Source organism: Pediococcus claussenii ATCC BAA-344 (genome assembly GCF_000237995.1).
GTDB classification, from domain to species: domain Bacteria; phylum Bacillota; class Bacilli; order Lactobacillales; family Lactobacillaceae; genus Pediococcus; species Pediococcus claussenii.
Map to the genome: position 1 here is coordinate 1,263,514 of NC_016605.1, position 23,825 is coordinate 1,287,338.

General features: G+C 38.7%; 17 protein-coding genes, 6 tRNA genes and 1 riboswitch. Of the genes, 1 reads left to right on the forward strand and 22 read right to left on the reverse strand.

What is annotated here, in order from left to right:
* Positions 1-13 precede the first annotated feature (13 nt).
* The 8 genes from rplW to rpsL all read right to left on the reverse strand — a co-directional run bounded on the left by rplW (position 14) and on the right by rpsL (position 6,745).
* Complete coding sequence (gene rplW / locus PECL_RS06255) at positions 14-301, reverse strand: 50S ribosomal protein L23 (RefSeq protein ID WP_014215731.1); 288 nt, start codon at positions 299-301, stop codon at positions 14-16.
* Positions 301-924, reverse strand: a complete 624-nt coding sequence (gene rplD / locus PECL_RS06260; protein WP_014215732.1) for a 50S ribosomal protein L4 — start codon at positions 922-924, stop codon at positions 301-303. Before rplD ends, rplW begins: the two co-directional genes overlap by 1 nt.
* A gap of 18 nt (positions 925-942) precedes the next feature.
* The gene (gene rplC, locus PECL_RS06265; RefSeq protein WP_014215733.1) at positions 943-1,575 is read right to left on the reverse strand and encodes a 50S ribosomal protein L3; all 633 of its coding nucleotides are present in this window, start codon (positions 1,573-1,575) and stop codon (positions 943-945) included.
* A 38-nt stretch (positions 1,576-1,613) separates the two neighbouring features.
* Positions 1,614-1,922: a 30S ribosomal protein S10 gene (rpsJ, locus tag PECL_RS06270; RefSeq protein ID WP_002832277.1), complete on the reverse strand. Its 309-nt coding sequence runs from the start codon at positions 1,920-1,922 to the stop codon at positions 1,614-1,616.
* A gap of 280 nt (positions 1,923-2,202) precedes the next feature.
* Complete coding sequence (locus tag PECL_RS06275; RefSeq protein ID WP_014215734.1) at positions 2,203-3,438, reverse strand: MFS transporter; 1,236 nt, start codon at positions 3,436-3,438, stop codon at positions 2,203-2,205.
* A 197-nt stretch (positions 3,439-3,635) separates the two neighbouring features.
* On the reverse strand, positions 3,636-5,729 hold the full coding sequence (fusA, locus tag PECL_RS06280) for an elongation factor G (protein ID WP_148265546.1): 2,094 nt from the start codon (positions 5,727-5,729) through the stop codon (positions 3,636-3,638).
* Between the two features lie 118 nt (positions 5,730-5,847).
* Positions 5,848-6,318, reverse strand: a complete 471-nt coding sequence (gene rpsG, locus PECL_RS06285; RefSeq protein ID WP_014215736.1) for a 30S ribosomal protein S7 — start codon at positions 6,316-6,318, stop codon at positions 5,848-5,850.
* 13 nt (positions 6,319-6,331) lie between these two features.
* Complete coding sequence (rpsL, locus tag PECL_RS06290; protein WP_014215737.1) at positions 6,332-6,745, reverse strand: 30S ribosomal protein S12; 414 nt, start codon at positions 6,743-6,745, stop codon at positions 6,332-6,334.
* Positions 6,746-7,010: 265 nt separating this feature from the next.
* On the opposite strand from rpsL, the gene PECL_RS10395 reads away from it, so the two are divergent.
* Positions 7,011-7,694, forward strand: a complete 684-nt coding sequence (locus PECL_RS10395) for a prepilin peptidase (protein ID WP_014215738.1) — start codon at positions 7,011-7,013, stop codon at positions 7,692-7,694.
* Positions 7,695-7,730: 36 nt separating this feature from the next.
* On the opposite strand, the gene rpoC is transcribed toward PECL_RS10395, so the two are convergent.
* From rpoC to PECL_RS09740, 14 genes are all read right to left on the reverse strand, one after another.
* The gene (gene rpoC / locus PECL_RS06300; RefSeq protein ID WP_041534631.1) at positions 7,731-11,378 is read right to left on the reverse strand and encodes a DNA-directed RNA polymerase subunit beta'; all 3,648 of its coding nucleotides are present in this window, start codon (positions 11,376-11,378) and stop codon (positions 7,731-7,733) included.
* A 15-nt stretch (positions 11,379-11,393) separates the two neighbouring features.
* Complete coding sequence (rpoB, locus tag PECL_RS06305; protein WP_041534632.1) at positions 11,394-14,990, reverse strand: DNA-directed RNA polymerase subunit beta; 3,597 nt, start codon at positions 14,988-14,990, stop codon at positions 11,394-11,396.
* A 244-nt stretch (positions 14,991-15,234) separates the two neighbouring features.
* Positions 15,235-17,712 carry an ATP-dependent Clp protease ATP-binding subunit gene (locus tag PECL_RS06310; protein ID WP_014215741.1) on the reverse strand — a complete coding sequence of 826 codons (2,478 nt, stop codon included), beginning with the start codon at positions 17,710-17,712 and terminating at the stop codon, positions 15,235-15,237.
* Between the two features lie 17 nt (positions 17,713-17,729).
* Positions 17,730-18,197 carry a CtsR family transcriptional regulator gene (locus PECL_RS06315; RefSeq protein WP_041534633.1) on the reverse strand — a complete coding sequence of 156 codons (468 nt, stop codon included), beginning with the start codon at positions 18,195-18,197 and terminating at the stop codon, positions 17,730-17,732.
* 191 nt (positions 18,198-18,388) lie between these two features.
* Positions 18,389-18,462, reverse strand: a tRNA-Pro gene (locus tag PECL_RS06320).
* A gap of 75 nt (positions 18,463-18,537) precedes the next feature.
* Positions 18,538-18,611: transfer RNA gene (locus PECL_RS06325), tRNA-Arg, on the reverse strand.
* Positions 18,612-18,615: 4 nt separating this feature from the next.
* Positions 18,616-18,687, reverse strand: a tRNA-Gly gene (locus PECL_RS06330).
* Between the two features lie 12 nt (positions 18,688-18,699).
* A tRNA-Thr gene (locus tag PECL_RS06335) sits at positions 18,700-18,772 on the reverse strand.
* A gap of 7 nt (positions 18,773-18,779) precedes the next feature.
* Positions 18,780-18,861 (reverse strand) — tRNA-Leu (locus PECL_RS06340).
* Positions 18,862-18,903: 42 nt separating this feature from the next.
* Positions 18,904-18,976, reverse strand: a tRNA-Val gene (locus tag PECL_RS06345).
* A 198-nt stretch (positions 18,977-19,174) separates the two neighbouring features.
* Positions 19,175-20,449, reverse strand: coding sequence for a serine--tRNA ligase (gene serS / locus PECL_RS06350; protein WP_014215743.1), 1,275 nt, complete (start codon positions 20,447-20,449; stop codon positions 19,175-19,177).
* Positions 20,450-20,707: 258 nt separating this feature from the next.
* Positions 20,708-21,340, reverse strand: coding sequence for a deoxynucleoside kinase (locus tag PECL_RS06355; protein ID WP_014215744.1), 633 nt, complete (start codon positions 21,338-21,340; stop codon positions 20,708-20,710).
* 109 nt (positions 21,341-21,449) lie between these two features.
* Positions 21,450-22,907: an amino acid permease gene (locus tag PECL_RS06360; RefSeq protein WP_014215745.1), complete on the reverse strand. Its 1,458-nt coding sequence runs from the start codon at positions 22,905-22,907 to the stop codon at positions 21,450-21,452.
* 112 nt (positions 22,908-23,019) lie between these two features.
* A riboswitch (Lysine riboswitch) is annotated at positions 23,020-23,199 on the reverse strand.
* A 22-nt stretch (positions 23,200-23,221) separates the two neighbouring features.
* Complete coding sequence (locus tag PECL_RS09740; RefSeq protein WP_014215746.1) at positions 23,222-23,716, reverse strand: GNAT family N-acetyltransferase; 495 nt, start codon at positions 23,714-23,716, stop codon at positions 23,222-23,224.
* Between the last annotated feature and the right edge of the window lie 109 nt (positions 23,717-23,825).

Here is a 23,825-nt window from a genome sequence, read left to right on the forward strand (position 1 = left end):
TACCTCCTAATATTTATTCTTCACCAAATAATTGGATTTCTTTTGAATCAGCAGATAAAGTAACGATTGCCTTACGACGTTTCTTTGTGTAACCAACAAAACGACCTTGACGCTTCAACTTACCTTTTAGATTCATGATGTTTACTTTTATAACTTTTACATCGAAGATTTCTTCGATTGCATGCTTAACTTGCGTCTTTGTTGCACGAGTGTCAACGTCAAATGTATAACGTTTGTCATCCATAGTTGCCATTGTACTTTCGGTAACAACCGGGCGCAAAATAATATCACGTGATTCCATTATGCGAGAGCCTCCTCTACTTGAGAAAGAGCCTTTTGTGTAATGACAAGTTTGTCGCTACTAATAATATCAAGTACATTGATACCTTCAGGCGAAACAATTTTAACGTTTGCCAAGTTACGAGCAGCCAATACAGCACTTTCGTTATCGTCTTCAAGAACTATTAATGCTTTCTTTTCAACTTTAAGACTGCTTAATGATCCAGCGAATTCCTTAGTCTTTGGAGCTTCAAAGTTAAATGCATCAACAACTACTAAGCTTTCATCAAGTACTTTTTGTGAAAGTACTGACTTCAATGCTAAACGGCGCATCTTCTTTGGAATACTGTACGCGTATGAACGAGGTGTTGGTCCAAATACAATACCACCACCACGCCATTGTGGAGAGCGAATCGAGCCTTGACGAGCGCGACCCGTACCCTTTTGGCGCCATGGCTTCTTACCACCACCACGAACTGCGCTACGGTTTTTAACAGCATGTGTACCTTGTCGCATTGAAGCACGTTGCATAACAACAGCTTCAAAAACAACATTATCATTAGGCTCAATGCCAAAAATATCAGCGTTTAATTCAACGTCCCCATTTTGGGAACCGTCTTGTTTAAATAGTGAAACGGTAGTCATCTATATGGTCCTCCTCTCTTATTTAGTGTTCTTAACTGAACTTTTAACAACTAAGTATGACTTCTTTGCTCCAGGTACATTACCCTTGATAAGAAGAACGTTGTTTTCAGTGTCAGCCTTGATAATTTCAAGATTTTGAATTGTAACAGTATTGTTACCCATTCGACCTGGTAATTTTTTACCTGGGAAAACACGATTAATAATTGCGCCCAGTGAACCAGGACGACGGTGATAACGGGAACCGTGTGCCATCGGACCACGACTTTGTCCATCTTTTTTGATAACACCTTGGAAACCATGTCCCTTAGTGGTACCAGTAACATCAACGACGTTTCCAGCTTCGAATACGTCAGCGGCTAATGTGTCGCCAACTTTTAAATCTCCAAGCTCAACATCTTTGATTTCATGAATGAAGCGCTTAGGATTTGTGTTTGCTTTTGCAACATGACCTTGTTCAGGTTTGTTACTCAATACTTCACGTTTGTCATCAAAGCCAAGTTGAATTGAACTGTAACCATCATTTTCAACTGTTTTAACTTGGAGAACTACGTTAGGCGTTGTGTCAACTACTGTAACAGGAACAAGTTCCCCATTATCAGTAAAAACCTGAGTCATTCCAACTTTTTTTCCTAAGATTCCTTTAGTGGTCATGAGTACACCTCCATTTTATTATTTGTAGTGCTAAGTAATTAAAGCTTAATTTCAATATCTACACCACTTGGCAAGTCAAGTTTCATCAATGAATCAACTGTCTTTGGTGTTGGGTTAACGATATCGATCAATCGCTTGTGTGTACGCATCTCGAATTGTTCACGCGCTTTTTTAAACTTATGTGGTGAACTTAAGACCGTATATACCGTTCTTTCTGTTGGCAATGGGATTGGACCCGAAATTGTTGCACCAGTACGTTTTGCTGTTTCAACAATCTTGTCAGCAGATTGATCTAAAATACGATGTTCGTATGCTTTCAAACGAATGCGAATTTTTTGTTTTGCCATTGTGTTACCTCCTTCGTCTATTTTGAAAATAAGACTTGCTCCGTAGAAATTACCGCCACGTCCGTGGCAAAGCGTCCGGGCGTGTCGCAACCTTCTACATCAACACTCCTCGCATAATTAATAGGGGCAAAAGAGCGCATTACTCCCTGTCTCAAAATCAATTACTTGTCTATAGTACAGGAAATCTCTTACCATTACAAGGTTTTTTATTGATTTTCTAGAAATCGATTCTTCTTTTCCACTTATATTCAAATTTTGAATAGCTTGATTTATATAGTAGCTATTCTTTTATTGGATTAATCCAACTTTTAACATGATTCTGATTAATTATTAATACTGGAATTAGTAGCGCCAAAGCTAGTAGTCCACAACCAGGAAATCCCCACGCTCCAGAAGTAAAATCCATTATTCCACCTGCATACATGCTTCCAATTGGTGTTGTACCTTGATTTAACAATACATATACGCTCATAACTCTTCCCCTTAACTCGCTTGGAACTCCATATTGGAAAGAAGCATTTGATTGATTTAAAAAGATCATATTACAAAAACCAATTAGTATCATTACAAATGCAGCTAGATTGAAAGTATGCACAAATATCATCGTACTTTGTAACAACGCTGATCCCACTCCTACAACTAAGTAAGTTCTTCTTTGCAAACCAAACCGAGACAGATAACTCATTAAAAATGCTGCAACTAACGATCCAATACCAGAAGCAGTCATCAATCCCGCATAGGCTTGGGCTCCCGAGTGCAGTACAGTTTTTGCAAAAACGGGAAGAATAACATTATTATTGAAACTCAAGGTTGAGATTATCAACATAAGTTCAGCACTGAATTTTACATCGAACGTATTCCACACATAGCTCAATCCATCCTTAACATCCGTCCAAACACGTTGATGTGATCTAGTAGCTAATGGGTGATCCTGCTGGATAAAGAACAATCCTATTAATATTGCAATATAACTAATTGTATCTACTAAAAAGCAAAATGCTACTCCATACTGAACCATTAAAATTCCAGCTAAAGACGGTCCAACTATTTTAGCAAGATTAAAGACCGTTGAATTTAATGAAATACCATTCATCAAATCCTTCTGACCAACTAATTCAACCACAAAAGATTGGCGAGCCGGTGTGTCAAAACTTTGAAGAACACCGTATCCGATTGCAATGGCCAATATTTCCCAATATTGAACTATTTTCAAATAGACTATCAACGTCATGATTGATCCAAGAACAAGAAAACCAAACTGCGTAAACAAAAGTATTTTTCTCTTTGGAATTTGATCAATCAGAGTGCCCGCAACCAGAGTTAACAAAAGTATTGGCACAAACTGACTTGCAGATAATACACCCACTAAAAGAGCAGATTTTGTCATTTGATAAACTAACCACGTTTGAGCAGTACGTTGAATCCAAGTTCCCATGACAGAAAGACACTGCCCAATCCAAAAATATCTAAAGTTTCTATTTCTTAAAGAAGAAAACGTTGTTCCAAAGAAACTCATTAATATCACTTCCCTTAATTTATAACTACACAATAAATTAGTGTACCACTTAAACCATTTTCTAAACAAAATTCGAGAAGTAATTAATAAAACAATTCTATATTAATGTATCAAACTTCAATTAAAAATATCATGAGACAAAAAAAGAGAAATCAATAATTGATTTCTCTTTTTACCAAAGCTAAATTTAGCAACGCTTATTCAGCGTGCCCACCATTCTTCTTGATGATATCTTCTTGAATTGACTTAGGAACAGCTTCGTAATGATCAAAAGTCATAGTAAATGTACCACGACCCTGTGATGCAGAACGAAGAGTTGTTGCATAGCCAAACATTTCAGATAATGGAACGTATGAATGAATTTCTTCAGCACCAGCAATGGCTTCCATACCGTCAACACGTCCACGACGAGCTGTAACTTGTCCCATAATATCGCCCATGTATTCTTCAGGAACACGGATTTCAACCTTCATAATTGGTTCTAAGATAACGGGAGCAGCAGTTTTTGAAGCCTCACGTAAAGCGATTGAAGCGGCAACCTTAAAGGCAGCCTCACTAGAATCGACTTCATGATAACTACCATCATAAAGTTTTGCCTTCAAGTCAACCAATGGGTAACCCGCAAGGACACCATTGTTCAAAGCTTCTTTCAAACCTTGTTCAACTGATGGAATATATTCACGAGGAACAACACCACCAACAATAGCATCTTCAAATTCAAATCCTTTACCCTCTTCATTAGGTTCGAATTCAATCCAAACATCACCATATTGACCTTTACCACCAGATTGACGCACAAACTTACCTTGTGCGGAAGTCTTCTTAGTAAATGCTTCACGATATGAAACTTGAGGAGCACCAATTGTTGCTTCCACGTTAAATTCACGTTTCATACGATCAATGATAATATCCAAATGTAATTCACCCATACCAGCAATGATTGTTTCACCAGTTTCAGGGTTTGTTTCAGCCTTGAAAGTTGGATCTTCTTCAGCAAGTTTTTGGAGGGCAACATCCATCTTATCTTGGTCAGCTTTTGATTTTGGCTCAACAGCAACTTGAATAACTGGATCTGGGAATTCCATTGATTCCAAGTGCAATGGATGATTTGGATCAGTAAGTGAATCACCAGTTGTTGTATTCTTCAAACCAATTGCAGCTGCAATATCACCTGAAAATACTTCTGAGATCTCTTGACGTTGGTTAGAATGCATTTGTAGCAAACGACCAACACGTTCACGCTTGTCCTTAGTAGCATTAAGAACATATGAACCTGATTCCAAAGTACCCTGATAAACACGAATAAATGTTAAACGACCAACGAATGGATCAGTTGCAACCTTAAATGCAAGAGCAGCAAATGTCTTATCATCGCCAGCAACTAAATCGATTTCCTCATCAGTGTCAGGGTCAGTTGCTTTGTAAGGCTTAACATCAAGTGGTGATGGTAGGTAATCAATAACCGCATCCAACATCATTTGAACACCCTTATTCTTAAAGGCTGAACCAGCAAGCACTGGGAATAGTTCAAGTGCCAAAGTACCCTTACGGATAGCAGCTTTGATTTCGTCAACGGAAATCTCTTCTCCACCTAAGTACTTTTCCATGATATTTTCATCAATATCAGCCAGTTGTTCGATCATTTCATTCCGACGATTTTCAGCTTCTTCTTTGTATTTATCTGGGATGTCAACTGTATCCCATTCTGTTCCCAACTCATCCTCGTCGTACAAGTCAGCCTTCATTTCAACTAAATCAATAACTCCTTCGAAGTCATCCTCAGCACCAATTGGCATTTGAATAGGAAGTGCATTAGCTTGTAAACGATCACGAATTGATTGTACAGAAAAGTCAAAATCAGCACCTAACTTATCCATCTTATTAGCAAACACAATACGAGGAACACTATAATCTGATGCTTGACGCCAAACAGTTTCTGTTTGAGGTTCTACACCAGCCTGTGCATCAAGAACTGCAACAGCACCATCTAAAACACGGAGTGAACGTTCAACTTCAACAGTGAAATCAACGTGTCCCGGTGTATCAATGATATTAACACGGAAACCTTTCCATGCAGCAGTTGTTGCAGCAGATGTGATTGTGATACCACGTTCTTGTTCTTGCTCCATCCAGTCCATTTGTGAAGCACCATCATGTGTTTCACCAATCTTGTGAATCTTACCAGTATAGTACAAGATACGCTCTGTAGTGGTTGTTTTACCAGCATCAATATGAGCCATGATACCGATATTACGAGTTTTTTCTAGAGGAAACTCACGTTTAGCCATTATATTAATATTTCTCCTTCCGAAATAAATCAGTCAATTACTAGACTTAGAAAAAATGACTACTATATGCAATCATATAATAGTCACAAGTGTTGCACTAGTTAGGCAACTACTAAAGATTTTACCAACGGTAATGTGCAAAAGCACGGTTAGCATCAGCCATCTTATGTGTATCTTCACGTTTCTTAACAGATGCACCAGTATTGTTGGCAGCATCCATGATTTCACGTGCAAGACGTTCTGTCATTGTGTGTTCACCACGTAGACGTGAGTAGTTAACTAACCAACGAAGTCCAAGAGTTGTACGACGATCTGGACGTACTTCAATTGGAACTTGGTAGTTAGAACCACCAACACGACGAGCCTTAACTTCAAGGACTGGCATGATGTTGTTCATTGCTTCTTCAAACACTTCAGTTGGTTCTGAACCTGTTTCTGATTTGATGATGTCAAAAGCACCATACAAAATCTTTGAAGCTGTTCCACGCTTACCATCTAACATCAAACGGTTGATTAAACGAGTAACAAGCTTTGAGTTATACATTGGATCTGGCAAAACTTCACGTTTTGGCGCTGGACCTTTTCTTGGCATTTAAACAGCCTCCTTACTTCTTAGGTTTCTTTGTACCGTATTTAGAACGGCTTTGTTTACGATCTGTAACACCGGCAGTATCAAGTGCACCACGGATAACGTGATAACGCACACCAGGTAAATCCTTAACACGACCACCACGGATCAAGACAACACTATGTTCTTGAAGGTTATGACCAATACCTGGGATATAAGCAGTAACTTCGATCAAGTTAGATAAACGCACACGCGCGTATTTACGTAAAGCCGAGTTAGGCTTCTTTGGTGTCATAGTACCAACACGAGTAGCAACTCCACGCTTTTGAGGTGCAGGGTTGTTAACCGTTGTCTTTTTCATACTGTTGTAACCGAAATTCAACGCAGGAGCCTTTGATTTGGAACTGTGTGAATGACGACCTTTACGAACCAATTGGTTAATTGTAGGCATCGATGTTTCTCCTTCCAATAAAAAAGTTTTCATAAATTATTTAAGCACACATATCCAGGCGGTTCATTTTTAATTAAATAAAAATAGCCTCGAATATGGGCAAGGGCTAACGTTTCCAGTCAGCATGTCTGCAATCGCAGAAATCTGTCCACAAAAAGCACCTCTATTAGAATATCACGCTAAATAATTCTTTGCAAGAAGAACCTAAAGAAATTTCACGTATTTATCTCATGTTAACTCACAATTTTATTAAGGAGATTTTCACATGATTCGATTTTTCAGTTTAATATTTATCTTAGGGGCCTCTTATGGCTCTTTTCTGGGTCTGGTAGTATTTCGAGAACAAAGATCACTTTCTATTCTACATCCCCGATCCTATTGCGACTTCTGTAGTTTCCCTCTCCCTTTACGTGCACTGATTCCCATATTAGGTTTCTTTTTAATGCATGGAAAATGTAAACACTGTCAGTTACAAATTCCAATTTATTCGGTCCCTTTAGAACTGTCAATTGGTAGTTTGACCACAGTATTTGTTGCTCAAACCTTTGACTTACTATTATTTTTTGTTTTCTTCCTTCTGCTGTTCCTTTCTGCAGAGGATCTTGCAACTAAGTCGTTAAACTCGATGCCAATTTTAATAGTACAAATTGTTCTTTTGCTTATACATCCAAGCTTTTCTTCTTTATTATTACTTTTTTTAGCTATACTAATCAACTTCTTTGATATGGTCCCTAGATTAATAACGCGTCAATTTGGCGTGGGAGATATACTTCTTATCCTTTTATTCTTACAAATTGGTTCTTGGGTCTTTACAGTCAAAATCATTTTTATAGCATGTTGTTTTGTTATACTCCTCTACCCGTTCATCAAAAATAAGTTTCCTATTCCTTTTGTCCCTTTTTTAAGTGCAGGTTTTATTATTATTTTGCTCATACAAAAAAGCGTGTGAGTAATTATTCACACGCTTTTAACAGGAACTGTTTAATTATTTAGCAGTTTCATTTGTATTTAATTCTTTTTCAACATCGCTCAATGATTGTGGTTGACTGTCAACTGCAGCTCCCACAACTTCTGGCTTAATATGACGGTAATCACCCATACCAGTACCAGCAGGAATAATCTTACCAATGATAACATTTTCCTTAAGACCAACTAGTGGATCATTCTTACCACGAATAGCGGCATCCGTAAGAACACGAGTTGTTTCCTGGAATGAAGCAGCCGACAAGAAACTATTTGTTTCCAAAGCAGCCTTCGTAATACCAAGAATAACGGGACGTGATGTTGCAGGAATACCACCGTTAATTAATGTTTGGTAATTTCCTTGTTTAAAATCATCAATATCCATTAATGTACCAGGTAAAATATCAGTATCACCAGGATCCATGACACGGACCTTACGAAGCATTTGACGAATCATGATTTCAACGTGCTTATCACTAATCTCTACACCTTGCATACGGTAAACTTTTTGAATTTCACTTAGCAGGTAGTTTTCGGTTGAAAGTACATCTCGAACTTTAAGAAGTTCCTTAGGATCGATTGAACCCTCATTAAGAGCTGAACCACGATGGATATAGTCACCTTCAGCAACACGCATTCGTGCCATAATTGGTAACGTATATGTTCGTGTATCATTTTCGCCCTTGATCGTAATATCCTTAGTCCTTTCAGCTGGGTCTTCCTCAATTGATTCGACCGTACCAGTGACTTCGGAAATTTCAGCACGTCCTTTAGGATTACGTGATTCAACAATTTCTTGAATACGTGGCAATCCTTGAGTAATATCTTCGCTACCAGCAACACCACCAGTATGGAAGTTACGCATAGTCAGCTGAGTACCGGGTTCACCAATTGATTGAGCAGCAACAGTACCAACTGCTTCTCCAACTTCAACGCGGTCACCAGTAGCCATGTTACGACCATAACATTTTTCACACACACCATGTTTAGTGTTGCATGTAAAGGCTGAACGAATTGTTACTTCTTGAATACCAGCTTCCATGATTGCTGCCGCAGCAGCTTCATCAATCAAAGCATTAGCAGGAACAATTACTTCACCGTTTTCAGGATTCAAAACTGACTTCATTGCATAACGTCCCAAGATACGATCGTAAAGAGGTTCAATCATTTCATTACCTTCAGCAATTGCTGTAATTAATAATCCACGATCTGTACCACAGTCTTTTTCACGAACAATTACATCTTGAGCAACATCAACAAGACGACGAGTCAGGTAACCTGAGTTAGCAGTCTTCAAAGCAGTATCCGTCATACCTTTACGGGCCCCATGAGTAGAAATAAACATTTCCAAAACACTAAGTCCTTCACGGAAGTTTGAAAGAATTGGCAATTCCATGATCTTACCATTAGGAGCAGCCATCAATCCACGCATACCAGCAAGCTGGGTAAAGTTAGAAATATTACCACGAGCCCCTGAGTCACTCATCATAAAGATTGGGTTCTGTGAATCAAAGCTATCCATCAAACGTTGTTGAATATCATCTTTAGCATCATTCCAGATACCAATAACACGTTCATAACGTTCGTCATCTGTAATCAACCCACGACGGAATTGTTTTGTTACAGTTGCAACTTGTTTATGAGCTTCAGCAATAATTGCAGGTTTATCAGGAAGATTAGTGATATCAGAGATACCAACAGTTAATCCAGATAATGTAGAACGATAAAATCCAAGATCCTTCATGCGATCAAGTAAAAGTGAAGTTGCAGTAACTTTATACTTCTTATAAACTTCCGCAATAATATCACTCAAAAATCCAGATTTAAATGGTAAAATCAAAGGCTTTTGTTGTAGATAAGCATGAATATCCTCACCAGAATCAAGGAAGTATTCATCTGGAGTCTTGTCCACAAGGTTTGTGTTAGTTGGAGCATTCAAATAGATAAAATCTTCTGGCAAGATATCATTAAATAAAACTTTACCAACAGTTGTAACTAAGATTTTATTACGCTGGTCATCAGTGAATTGTTTCTTTGCCATTGAGTTGGCACGGATACCAATTCGACTATGAATTTCAACATAACCATTTTGAAGGGCTAAACGTATTTCATTTAGATCATTAAAAATCATACCTTCACCGGCAACTTCAGCTGATTCCATTGTCAACCAGTAGTTACCAATAACCATATCTTGAGATGGAGTAACAACTGGTTTTCCATCCTTAGGAGCTAAGATATGATGTGCAGCAAGCATCAATAAACGAGCTTCAGCTTGTGCTTCATTTGAAAGCGGAACATGGATAGCCATTTGGTCACCATCAAAATCGGCATTATAAGCTTCACAGGCAAGAGGATGTAAACGCATTGCTTTCCCACTAACAAGGACAGGCTCAAAAGCTTGAATACCCAGTCGATGCAAAGTAGGTGCTCGGTTTAAAAGAACTGGATGTTCCTTGATAACTTCTTCTAAAACGTCATATACATCATCATCTTTGCGGTCAATCTTACGTTTAGCATTCTTAATATTTGAAGCTAATCCACGACCGACTAACTCTTTCATGATAAATGGCTTAAATAATTCCATAGCCATCGGAACTGGAAGTCCCATTTGGTTCATCTTCAACGAAGGTCCAACGTCAATAACGGAACGTCCAGAATAATCAACACGTTTTCCAAGTAAGTTTTGACGGAAACGTCCTTGCTTACCTTTAAGCATGTGTGAAAGTGACTTCAAAGGACGGTTACCAGGACCAGCAACGGGACGACCACGACGACCATTATCAATCAAAGCATCAACTGCTTCCTGCAACATACGCTTTTCATTTTGGACAATAATACCAGGAGCGTTCAGGTCTAACAAACGTTTAAGTCGATTGTTACGGTTAATTACCCGTCGGTATAAATCATTCAAATCAGAAGTTGCAAAACGGCCACCATCCAATTGAACCATTGGACGTAAATCAGGTGGAATAACTGGAATTGCATCCATTACCATCCATTCTGGTTTATTACCAGACTTAATGAAGGCTTCAACGATGTCCAAACGACGAACTGCACGAGTTCGTTTTTGTCCAGAAGCTTCCTTTAGTTCTTCTTTTAAGTCAGCCGCTTCTTTTTCTAAATCAACGGTTGCCAAAAGAGCATGAATAGCTTCTCCACCAATTTTTGCGACAAACTCATTACCATATTCGGCTAACTTGTCACGATACTCACGTTCAGTTAACAATTGCTTCTTTTCAAGTGGTGTTTTGCCGCCATCAATAACAACATATGAAGCGAAGTAAATGATTTCTTCAAGTGAACGAGGACTCATATCCAAAACAAGTCCCATACGACTAGGGATACCCTTGAAGTACCAAATATGAGTTACAGGAGCTGCAAGTTCGATATGACCCATACGTTCACGACGAACTTTTGACTTTGTAACTTCAACACCGCAACGATCACAAACAATGCCCTTATAACGAATACGTTTGTACTTACCACAGGCACATTCATAATCTTTGGTTGGTCCGAAAATTCGTTCATCAAACAATCCGTCTTTTTCAGGCTTAAGTGTTCGATAGTTGATTGTTTCAGGTTTTTTAACTTCACCGTATGACCAGATACGAATCTTGTCGGGTGATGCTAAACCAATTTGCATACTCTCGAATTTATTAACATCGATCAACAGACTAACCTCCTATTATTTTTGATTACTTTCAGTCTCAACTGAATTAGCGTTCTTAGAACTCGATGCATCCGTGGCATTTGCTTCCTTTTGACGTTCAGCAAACTTAGCTAAAGCATCAACGTTAACAATGTCGTCATCTTCATCGTCTAATTCACGTAATTCAACTTCTTGATTATCACTACCTAGAACCTTCATATCTAATCCAAGTGCTTGTAACTCTTTAACAAGAACCCGGAATGATTCAGGAACACCAGGACGAGGAATTGGTTCACCCTTGACGATTGCTTCATACGTCTTTACACGACCAACAACGTCATCTGATTTATAAGTGAGAATTTCTTGTAATGTATAAGCAGCTCCATAAGCTTCAAGCGCCCAAACTTCCATTTCACCAAAACGTTGTCCACCAAATTGTGCTTTACCACCAAGTGGTTGTTGTGTAACGAGTGAGTATGGTCCGATTGAGCGGGCATGGATCTTATCATCAACCATGTGAGCAAGTTTCATATAGTGCATAACACCAACAGCAACACGTTGTTCAAATGGTTCACCAGTTCTACCATCATATAAAACGGTTTTGGCATCTGAATCCATACCAGCTTCACTAACAGCATCCCAAATATCTTTATCTTGAGCGCCATCAAAAACGGGGCTTGCCACATGAATACCTAAGTTACGAGCAGCCATTCCTAAATGTAATTCAAGAACTTGTCCGATATTCATACGGGAAGGTACACCCATTGGACTCAACATAATATCAACTGGTGTACCATCTGGCATGTATGGCATATCTTCTTCAGGAATAACAACTGAAACGGTACCCTTATTACCATGACGTCCGGCCATCTTATCACCAACTTGAATCTTACGTTTCTGAGCAATGTAAACACGGACCATCATATTTACGCCAGGTGATAATTCATCACCATTTTCACGAGTGAAAATCTTAACATCTTGGATAATACCGCCACCACCATGTGGTACATGGAGCGAAGTATCACGAACTTCTCGGGCTTTTTCCCCAAAAATTGCATGTAGTAAACGTTCCTCAGCCGATAATTCAGTAACTCCCTTAGGCGTAACCTTACCAACCAAAATGTCACCGTCTTCAACTTCAGCACCAATACGGACAATTCCATCTTCATCAAGATTACGAAGAGCATCTTCACCAACGTTAGGAATCTCACGGGTCATTTCTTCAGGTCCAAGCTTTGTATCACGCGCTTCTGATTCGTACTCTTCAATATGAATTGAAGTATATACGTCATCGCGAACTAATCGTTCGTTAATCGCAATCGCATCTTCAAAGTTATAACCTTGCCATGTCATAAATGCGATCAGTGGGTTTTGCCCAAGAGCTAACTCACCCAATTCCATGGAAGGTCCATCAGCTAATACTTCGTCAGCATCAACCTTATCATTAACATGAATAATTGGGCGTTGGTTGTAGTTTTTACCACCATTAGAACGACGGAACTTCATTAACTTGTAAGTATCAAGTGCGCCATCATCACGACGAACACGGATCTCACGAGCATCAACATATTCAACAATTCCTGCGTGTTGGCAAAGAAGAGCAACACCAGAATCATGTGCAGCTTTATATTCAATACCAGTTCCAACAAGTGGGGCATGTGGATCTACTAATGGAACAGCCTGACGTTGCATGTTAGCACCCATCAAAGCACGGTTTGAATCATCGTTTTCCAAGAAAGGAATGCATGCCGTAGCAACCGCAACAACTTGCTTAGGCGAAACATCCATGTAATCGACATTGTCAATACTGGTTTCGATGTTATCACTTTCATGACGTGCCATAACAACATCGTCAACAAATGAGCCATCGTCATTTAAAGTAGAGTTAGCTTGCGCAATAACAAATTGATCTTCTTCATCAGCAGTAAGGTAGTCAATTCGGTCTGTAACCTTATGATCATCCCATGAAACACGACGATATGGTGTTTCAATAAAGCCGTAACGATTGATTTTTCCATATGAGGCCAAGTTATTAATCAAACCAATATTAGGTCCTTCAGGAGTTTCAATCGGACACATACGACCATAATGCGTATAGTGAACATCACGAACTTCATATCCAGCACGGTCACGAGTCAAACCACCAGGTCCAAGCGCAGATAAACGACGCTTATGCGAAAGTTCTCCAAGTGGGTTAGTTTGATCCATGAATTGTGATAATTGTGAAGAACCAAAGAATTCCTTAGTTGAGGCCACAACAGGACGGATATTAATCAATTGTTGTGGTGTAACAGTTTCAGCATCCTGAATTGACATTCTTTCACGAACAACACGTTCCATTCTTGACAAACCAATTCTAAATTGATTTTGAAGAAGTTCACCAACAGAGCGAATACGACGGTTACCCAAATGATCAATATCATCTGTACTACCAATACCTTCTTGCAACAAGAAGAAGTAATTCATTGACGCAATAATATCCGCTGGTGTGATGTGCTTAAGACTTAAATCAATGTTGCCATTGCCAATCATCTTCAATTCACGCTCAGGATCACTAGGATCTTGAATTTTAATAGTTTGAATCAACATTGGTTCAGTGACAACCGCTTCACTTGAAGGCTGATAAGTCACAGTCTTAAAGTCGTTACGATCTAAGAATGGACTTAACTTCTTCATAACATCTTTTGAAATTACATCACCATTTTTAGCAATAATCTCACCAGTATCAGGGTCAGCTAAAGTTTCAGCCAATGTCATTCCAAGCAAACGAGTCTTTAAACTCAACTTCTTGTTAACCTTATAACGACCCACAGGTGCCATATCATAACGCTTAGGATCGAAGAAACGTGCTGTTAAAAGGCTACGTGAACTATCTGCAGTCTTAGGTTCACCAGGACGCAAACGTTCGTAAATATCTTTTAAAGATTCCGCAACACGTGAATCTTCTGGATTCTTATGAACATCTTTATCAAGAGTGAAATCAAGACTATCTGATCCACCTAAAATATCAATAATTTCTTCATCAGAGCCAAAACCAAGTGCACGTATCAATTCTGTCATTGGAATCTTACGTGTACGGTCAATTCGAACATACGAAATATTTTTAGCATCTGTTTCATATTCCAACCAAGCTCCACGGTTAGGAATTACAGTAGTTCCCCAAATTTTACGACCATTTTTGTCGTTTTCAACGTTATAGTAAACACCAGGTGAGCGAACCAACTGGGAAACAATAACACGTTCTGCCCCATTAATAATAAACGTTCCTTGTTCTGTCATTAATGGAAAATCACCAAAGAACACGTCTTGCGACTTAATCTCGCCAGTTTCGTGGTTGGTTAATCGTAAAGTAACGTGCAGTGGAGCCGAATAATTTGCCTCATGTTCACGAGCTTCATCAACGGTATACTTTGGTTCTAATAGTTGATAATCAACAAATTCCAATGATAGATTTCCTGCGAAATCATCAATTGGCATAATATCGTTGAACATCTCACGAAGCCCTTCATCCAAGAACCATTGATATGAGTCCGATTGAATCTCAATCAAATTAGGAAGATCAAGTACTTCCTTGATTCGAGCATAGCTTCGGCGAGTACGACGTTTTCCATATTTAACTAAATGTCCTGCCAAGTTTGTCACCTCTCCAAATTAATCCAATACATAATGTTACAGTTTGATTACAATTACACTATTGACTTGTTTTTTTGCAAAAAAAAACCAAAAACAACTCACTTAAAAGAATCGTTTTTGCTTTTTCTATACAGGTCAAGAGCGGACAATAGATCGCCCTGTACCATATGCATCACTTACATATACAGATTACAGTTTAACCACTTTTCCTTGTCTTGTCAAACGGCAAGCTCACTCAACTATATTAATTATTTACTTTATTTTTTTGTACCGAAGAAACCTTAAATGTGATTTTCCCGTTTCTCGCACCGACCGTCACGTCATCACCTACAGTAGCTTCACCTGATAAAATTAATTCACTCAATTTATCCTCAACGTCAGTTTGTAAAGCCCTCCTAATTGGTCGTGCCCCAAACTCTGGATCAAATCCAGCATCTGCAACTGCATCAATTGCGGCAGGTGTCAACTTAGTATTAATGCCCTGCTCACTCATTCTCAAAATCACATCTTTTGCCATTAATTTAACAATTGAATGTAATTCCTCCTTAGTAAGTGAATGGAAAATAATCGTTTCATCAATCCGGTTCAAGAATTCTGGACGGAAACTCTGCTTTAAAATCTCACGAACCTTAGCAGACATTGCATTGTAATCTTCAGAAGCATTCTTAGCTGCAAAGCCAACAGACTTTTCATCACGTAATGCTGTTGCACCTAGGTTAGAAGTCATTATCAAAATAGTATTTCGAAAATCGACTCTGCGTCCCTTGGAGTCAGTTAAAAATCCATCGTCAAGTACTTGCAAAAGGAGATTAAATACATCGGGATGTGCTTTTTCAACCTCATCGAATAACACAACTGAGTAAGGTTTACGTCGAACCTGTTCAGTAAGTTGTCCACCTTCATCATATCCGACGTATCCAGGCGCCGAACCAACTAAACGACTCGTACTATACCTTTCCATGTACTCAGACATATCAATTCGAATCATGTTATCTTCAGAACCAAACATTACATCAGCCAAAGTCTTGGCTAACTCGGTTTTACCAACTCCTGTAGGTCCAAGAAACATAAACGAACCAATAGGTCGCTTAGGATCCTTTAGCCCAGAACGTGCTCTTCTTATTGCACGTGCAACAGCCGACACCGCTTCGTCTTGTCCAATAACTCGCTCATGCAGAGTTTTTTCTAAATTAATTAGGCGATCTGATTCAGCTTGTTCCAAATGAGTTAACGGAACCCCTGTCCAGTCAGAAACGATTTCAGCAACACTTTCCGCCGTTTCAACTAAATCATACTCATTCTTACTATCGGCCTTTTCACTGTCGTTGTTCTGTTTTTCCACTTTTTTAGCAAGCTTAAACTCTTTTTCACGAATTGTAGCTGCTTTTTCAAACTCTTGAGCATCAATTGCGTCCTCTTTTTCCTGACGCAACTCTGCCAGCTTGGCCTCGTTTTTGCTCTTTGAATCTGGTTTTTCAGAGCCGTCAATCCTAATCTTAGCGGCAGCCTCATCAATTAAATCAATTGCCTTATCAGGAAGGTAACGATCTGAAATATAACGTGAAGATAGTTTTACTGCTTCCACAATTGCTTCATCAGTTATTTCAACGTGATGGTGTTCTTCATACTTACCTCGTAACCCCTTCAAAATCTGAATTGCTTCATCCTCAGTAGGTTCGTTTACCTCAACTCTCGCAAAGCGTCGTTCTAAGGCGGCATCTGATTCAATATATTTTTGGTATTCATTTAGAGTTGTGGCACCAATCGTTTGTAGTTCGCCACGGGCTAATGCAGGCTTCAAAATATTGGAAGCATCAATAGCCCCTTCTGCGCCACCAGCACCTATCAAAGTGTGCAATTCATCGATAAAGAGAATGATACCTTTATCAGTACGAATCTCTTCAATCACCTTTTTTAAACGATCCTCAAATTCACCACGATACTTTGTACCAGCCACTAAAGAGCCCATTTCAAGCATCATCAGACGTTTATTCTGCATATCTTCGGGAACATCACCATCTACGATTCTTTGTGCCAATCCTTCAGCAATAGCAGTTTTACCAACCCCTGGTTCCCCAATCAATACAGGATTATTCTTAGTTCTCCTGCTTAATATCTGAATAACTCGTCGGACTTCCTTACTACGTCCAACAACAGGGTCAATCTGCCCTTCTGCGGCCATTTCAGTTAGGTCTCTTGCAACTGAATCTAAAGTTGGCGTTGCACTACTTTGCCCACCATTAGTTTGACGTTGACGAGCTTGACGAGCGCGCACCGCTGGATTAACACCAAGCTTACGTAGCGCAACCTTTTGCACATCGCTCACACTAATATCAAGCGCTGCTAGAATTCTAGACGATAAAATCGAATCATCCTGTAACAGGGCCAATAGCAAATGCTCAGTTCCAATCTTGCTTGACTTTAATTGTTTAGCTTCGTCACCTGCCAAACTCAAAATTTCTTTTGCCTTAGGAGAATAAGGTAAGTAATCATTCTTACGAGAAGTCAGGTTACCATATCCTGTGAAACTTTCAATTTCTTCTGTTACATCCACTTCTTGAACGTTAAATTGGTCCAATACACTTTTAGCAACTCCATTTTGCTCAATTGTGAGTGCTAGTAATAAATGCTCAGTTCCAACTGCTGGATGTTTGAATTTCTTTGCTTGTTCCTGTGCAATCATTAATACATTTTTTGCACTGGGTGTAAATAAGTTATCCATGTCCCCACCAAACTTTCTTAATCCTCATACCTTAAGTGATTTAAGATACCAATTAAAATACGTGCTCGAATCTTGTTTTCAATATCACGATCACCAAAAGCAAGTGTCGTTTTATCAATAGCAGATAATACCAGATTCATTTCACGTTTATTCAGAACATCATCTTCATATAAACTACCGATGATTGAAGTGGCATCGCGAGCATTAATCGAATCACCAATAACCTCGATCAATGAATCTAATACATCTATATCCTCTAGTAAGTTAACTTTTTCAATTCTGATATAACCGCCACCACCACGCTTACTTTCAACTACATACCCATTTTGGATAGTAAAGCGTGTTTTAATCACATAATTAATCTGCGACGGAACAACGTCAAATTGATTGGCTATTTCTGAACGTCGAATCTCGACCTCCTCAGAATCAGCGAGAATGCTTTTCAAATATCGTTCAATGATATCCGAAATATTTTGTCCTTGCACTGCAATCACCTCCAAGCTTTGACTAATGTTGACTATCATTATACGAGAATTTTATTAAAATGCAAAAAAATAGTACTAACTTAAATCTGTCATACATTTAACCAGCATATTAACAAGTCTTTATTTCTAAAAAATCATGAGACAAAAAAAGAACCGTTTCAAAATCAAGTTTTGCAACAGTTCCAACCAAATCGGGAAAACAGGATTTGAACCTGCGACCCCCACGTCCCGAACGTGGTGCTCTACCAAGCTGAGCTACTTCCCGTAATATATTTATTTTAGCACTAACGGAAAAAGTGTAAATAAAAACCAGAACGTTTTTCAACATTCTGGTAAACGATGCACCCAGCAGGAGTCGAACCTGCAACCTTCTGATTCGTAGTCAGACACTCTATCCAATTGCGCTATGGGTGCAAAAAGCGGAAGACGGGATTCGAACCCGCGACCCCCACCATGGCAAGGTGATGTTCTACCACTGAACTACTTCCGCAAAAAAATAAAATGCCGACTAGAGGATTCGAACCTCCGACCCCCTGTTTACAAGACAGGTGCTCTGCCAACTGAGCTAAGTCGGCCTCACAATGCGGGCGAAGGGATTCGAACCCCCACACCTTTCGATACAAGAACCTAAATCTTGCGCGTCTGCCAATTCCGCCACGCCCGCAAACATGTTCATAATGGATGGTACCATAGAACCGAAGTTCCATGGAGGATACAGGGTTCGAACCTGTGACCCCCTGCTTGTAAGGCAGATGCTCTCCCAGCTGAGCTAATCCTCCGTGAACACATTTATAAATATTACCGATTAATGGTTCATCTGTCAACATGTTTTTGAAAATAATGAAGAATCAAATAGTTTTTATTTGTAAATATCTTATGTTTTAAAGGTTACCTTTAAAACAAAACATCAAAAAACGAACTCCAATTCAATGAATAAATCATCAACAGGAGCTCGCATCATTCTAATCTCACTAGCATTATTTAATAACTGTTTGCCCACCCATGTAAGGGACCAATGCTTCAGGAATATTTACGGAACCATCTTCGTTTTGGAAGTTTTCCAAAATTGCAGCTACTGTGCGTCCAACAGCCAAACCGGAACCATTCAAAGTATGCACATATTGTAGCTTATCATTTTCATCGCGATACCTAATATGGGCACGACGAGCTTGGAAATCTGTACAGTTTGAACAACTTGATATCTCGCGGTAAGTATTTTGGGCTGGGATCCAAACCTCCAAATCATGAGTCATTGCAGCAGTGAAACTCATATCACTGGTAGTCAACGTGATTGCACGATAAGGAAGATCCAACTTGTGCAATAAGCTTTCAGCATGTTCAGTTAGATTTTCTAACTCATTCCAGGAATTTTCAGGTCTTACTACTTTAACCATTTCCACTTTATTAAATTGGTGCATCCGGATCAACCCCCGAGTGTCGCGACCAGCACTTCCGGCCTCCGAACGAAATGCAGGTGATAAAGCCGTTACATTAATAGGTAGTTGTTCATTATCTAAAATTTCATCACGATAATAATTTACCAAAGGTACCTCAGCAGTAGGAATTAAAGTTAAGTTTTCACCAGCAATCTCATATCCTGCGTGTGTTTCCTTGAACTTAGGAAACTGTCCGGTACCAAACATTGAAGCATCATTCACCATATATGGTGTAATCTCTTCAGTAAAACCAGCTTTGTTATTTTGATCTAGGAAAAAATTGTATATAGCTCGTTCTAATCGAGCTCCATCCCCAATATAATAAACAAAACGGCTTCCTGAAACTTTAGCTGCTCGTTCAAAATTCAAGATTCCAAGTTTTTCACCGATTTCCCAATGAGGTTTTGGTTCAAAGTCAAACTTTCTTGGTTGACCGTCCTTGCGCAATTCAACGCTTCCCTCTTCCGTTAGACTAACTGGAACGTCTGGATGTGGAATATTTGGTAAATGCGCAGCCATATCATCAACCTCTTTGGCTGAGTTCTGTAGTTTTTCATCGAGTTCTTTAATATCCTTACTTACGGATTGCATTTCCTTGATTTGTTCTGTTGCATCTTCTTTTTGACGTTTCTTAAGCGAAATTTGATCAGAAACCTCGTTGCGTAACTTTTTTAAATTTTCACTTTTAACGATTAAATCACGCCGTTCTTCATCCTTTGCAATTAACTTGTCAATTGTCTCGCCTTTTACACCACGTGTAGCCAACTTAGCCTTAATATCATCTGGATTATTTCTAATTAGCTTTAAATCTAACATATAAATTCCTCCTTATATCATAAAAAAACGAGCCTCTCTCCCAAAAATCATGGGACGAAGAGGCTCGTTTCGCGGTACCACCCAAGTTCACTGCAAAAATACAGTACACTCAAAAGAGATGATAACGGAATCACCGTGTGACACTACTCACCCGCATTCAACGTCGGAGTTTCGGTTAGCGACTCCCATCAACATCGCCTCTCTGTTAACCTACTTTAAACGTATCGCGTTTTCTCTAAAGACATTGTACGTAATTAATTACATTTCTGCAACTTTTGCATCAATTAGATCTAAAACCTTAGCACGTGCATCAACACTCTCAACAAAATCAAGTTGATCACCGTTAATCTTAATCTTGGGACTTTGATCATATTTGTCAAACCACTTAACATAACGTTGATTCAAAGTCTTATAATAATCGTACAATTCAGGATCGGCATCAATCTGCTCATATGATCGACCCCTTTTTTTAATTCGCTTTAACATTGTATCAAAAGAAATATCAATATGAATTAACAAATCAGGATTTTTCTGATATGAAAGCCTAGGCAATTCTTCCATCATGTTACTTAACAGTGAATCATAGATTGAAACTTCTGTATCAGTTGCTCTACCCATGTCGGCATTTAAATGAAACAACAGTGAATCCTCATAAATTGAACGATCCATTACGCTTCGCGACAAGCCAGAGGCAGCCTTGATACTATCCATCCGCTTATTTAAAAAATAAATCTGAAGCAAAAATGCGTACCGTTTTGGATCTTTGTAAAATAACGGCAAAATCTTGTTATCGTCAACTGACTCATAATAAGCTTGGCTATCCCAATGCTTAGTAAGTAACTCGGTAAGAGTTGTTTTCCCTGCCCCAATTGGTCCTGATAATGCAATCATGTTTGTTCCCCTTTTGAATTAAAAATAATGTTCATCTATAGTAACTATTCATAACATCAGCACTACATATTGTATCATCATTCTGATTCAAAACAATATCTTGATTTTTCTATTCTTTAGTGATATCTGGTTTGCTTAGATCAACTTCATCTAACGGAATCAAATGAGTCTTGTATTTTATCTTATAGTATAGGAACAAAATAATGAATAGTGGGATCGACATGTAAGTAATACCCATTGCTTCCCAATTCAAATGTTTAACTGCGTCTAAATCCTGTCCAATAATAACAACAATACTTAAAACAAAAGCAAACAAAGGACCAACTGGGAACCATTTAGCACGGTATTTTAAATCTGCTAAATCTTTTCCCTGCTTAACGTAGGCTCTTCTAAACCGCCAATGAGATACTGCAATCCCTACCCAAGCAACAAATCCAGTTAAACCACTTGCTGCAACGAGCCACATATAAATCTCAGGTCCTTCAATACTTGCAATAAACGTTAGCAATCCAACAATTGTTGTACCAACAAGAGCTGCCAAGGGAATTCCACGTTTTGTAGTTCTTTCGAAGAACTTAGCCGCATATCCTTGTTTAGCCATCGAATAAAGCATTCTTGTTGAGGCATACATACCCGAATTTGCTGATGACAGAACAGACGTCAAAATAACAGCATTCATAACGCCAGCAGCCCCAGCTAATCCCGCTCTTCTAAACACTAGAGTAAACGGACTAATTTTAATGTCGCTGGCTGAGGACCCTAATAAATCTGGGCTTGTGTATGGAACGATACATGCAATAACAAAAATTGCGAGAATATAAAAAAGCAAAATTCGCCAGAAGACTTGGTTAACTGCCTTAGGAACGCTTTTTTCAGGAGTTTCAGACTCCCCAGCTGTAATTCCGATTAATTCGGTTCCTTGAAACGAAAAACCTGCAACTACAAAAACACCCAAAACCGATGGAATACCACCAACAAACGGTGCTTTTTTATACACGAAGTTTTCAAGTAGTGTTGCATGTCCACCCATAATTCCAACAATCGTCAAAACACCTACAATCAAGAATACAATAACTGTTACAACTTTAATTATGGCAATCCAGTATTCCGCTTCACCAAAAGCCTTAACTGTCAAAGCATTAACTAAAAAGATTACCACTAAAGCCACCATACTCCATATCCATCCTGGAATATCTGGTAGCCAAAATTTCATAATAAGTGAAATTGTACTAATGTCAACGGCTACAGTTATTGCCCAATTAAACCAATAATTCCAACCCATGGCAAATCCAAACGCCGGATCAACATATTTAGTTGAATACGTTGCAAACGAACCAGAGACTGGCATATAAGTTGCCATTTCTCCCAAACTTGTCATTAAGAAGTACACCATAATTCCCATTGCAACATACGCAAATAATGCTCCACCAGGACCGGCTGTTGAAATGGCTGATCCACTTGCAACAAATAAACCAGTTCCAATACTTCCTCCTAACGCAATCATTGAAATATGGCGGGTTTTAAGCGCTCTTTCAACTTGATTGTTTTCCTCAACTTCCTTTGCCATAAAATGACCTCCTTAAAATTCGCAGAAGGCGCTAATTTCAACCTTTATGCAATAAAAAAAGTCTTCTTGAAAGCATCCGCTCACAAAAAGACCCGTTAGTATCACTAGTCAAATCGTAGATAGCGCTCCGCAACCGTATCTGGTTACGACAGTTCACACTCTGTTAAAATGTGCCCCAACCAACAATTGAAAAAGCGCATGCTAGTTTCGGCTTCGCACCCTTTCGCATGACATCTTCGACGCTTTTCGTCTTAATCACCTACTAATGTTTGAAGCAACCTCTTCTTTCGATGTATTTGATTATAGAGAATTTATTACCATTCCGCAAGGTTCAATTTGAATTGATCAACCTTATGCGGCAAAAAATCGTATGCTGATGTTTCGATGATTTGTTCACTAAAATGAAAACCATTATTCTCAAGCACTTTTTTTGATGCAACATTGGTAACCCATGTATTGGCAATCATTACAGTAATTAGAGGGTCAGCATTTTTTATGATCCCAATAAATTTTCTGATCGCATCCGTCATTATGTGTTGGTTCCAAAAATATTTATCTAAAAAATATCCTAGCTCAAAGATTCCCTCATCCGGTATATTTGGACTTAATGTAATAATTCCAATAAAATTTTCCGACTCAAAAATCCCATAACTAAAACGATTACTTAGAACTGCATTGAAGTGAATTTGCTTTGCAATTTCGCTATCAAATCGGGGCAAGCCTACTTCTTGCGGAACTTCTTTATTTGATAATATTTCAAAATAACGATTGAAATCTGCGGTCGTAGTCCTTCTTAGTTCTATATTCATGATACAATATCTCCTCTAAGTTCATACAAATACTATACAATAGAAACTATTACAAATAGTAAATATATAACTTGTCATCGTAACTTTAATTCTTTGACAATTAGCTAGG

Coding starts and splice junctions, on each gene's coding strand:
- rplW (WP_014215731.1), bottom strand. CDS start 301: ATGGAATCACGTGATATTATTTTGCGCCCGGTTGTTACCGAAAGTACA.
- rplD (WP_014215732.1), bottom strand. CDS start 924: ATGACTACCGTTTCACTATTTAAACAAGACGGTTCCCAAAATGGGGAC.
- rplC (WP_014215733.1), bottom strand. CDS start 1,575: ATGACCACTAAAGGAATCTTAGGAAAAAAAGTTGGAATGACTCAGGTT.
- rpsJ (WP_002832277.1), bottom strand. CDS start 1,922: ATGGCAAAACAAAAAATTCGCATTCGTTTGAAAGCATACGAACATCGT.
- PECL_RS06275 (WP_014215734.1), bottom strand. CDS start 3,438: ATGAGTTTCTTTGGAACAACGTTTTCTTCTTTAAGAAATAGAAACTTT.
- rpsG (WP_014215736.1), bottom strand. CDS start 6,318: ATGCCAAGAAAAGGTCCAGCGCCAAAACGTGAAGTTTTGCCAGATCCA.
- rpsL (WP_014215737.1), bottom strand. CDS start 6,745: ATGCCTACAATTAACCAATTGGTTCGTAAAGGTCGTCATTCACACAGT.
- PECL_RS10395 (WP_014215738.1), top strand. CDS start 7,011: ATGATTCGATTTTTCAGTTTAATATTTATCTTAGGGGCCTCTTATGGC.
- PECL_RS06310 (WP_014215741.1), bottom strand. CDS start 17,712: ATGGATAACTTATTTACACCCAGTGCAAAAAATGTATTAATGATTGCA.
- serS (WP_014215743.1), bottom strand. CDS start 20,449: ATGTTAGATTTAAAGCTAATTAGAAATAATCCAGATGATATTAAGGCT.
- PECL_RS06355 (WP_014215744.1), bottom strand. CDS start 21,340: ATGATTGCATTATCAGGACCAATTGGGGCAGGGAAAACAACTCTTACC.
- PECL_RS06360 (WP_014215745.1), bottom strand. CDS start 22,907: ATGGCAAAGGAAGTTGAGGAAAACAATCAAGTTGAAAGAGCGCTTAAA.
- PECL_RS09740 (WP_014215746.1), bottom strand. CDS start 23,716: ATGAATATAGAACTAAGAAGGACTACGACCGCAGATTTCAATCGTTAT.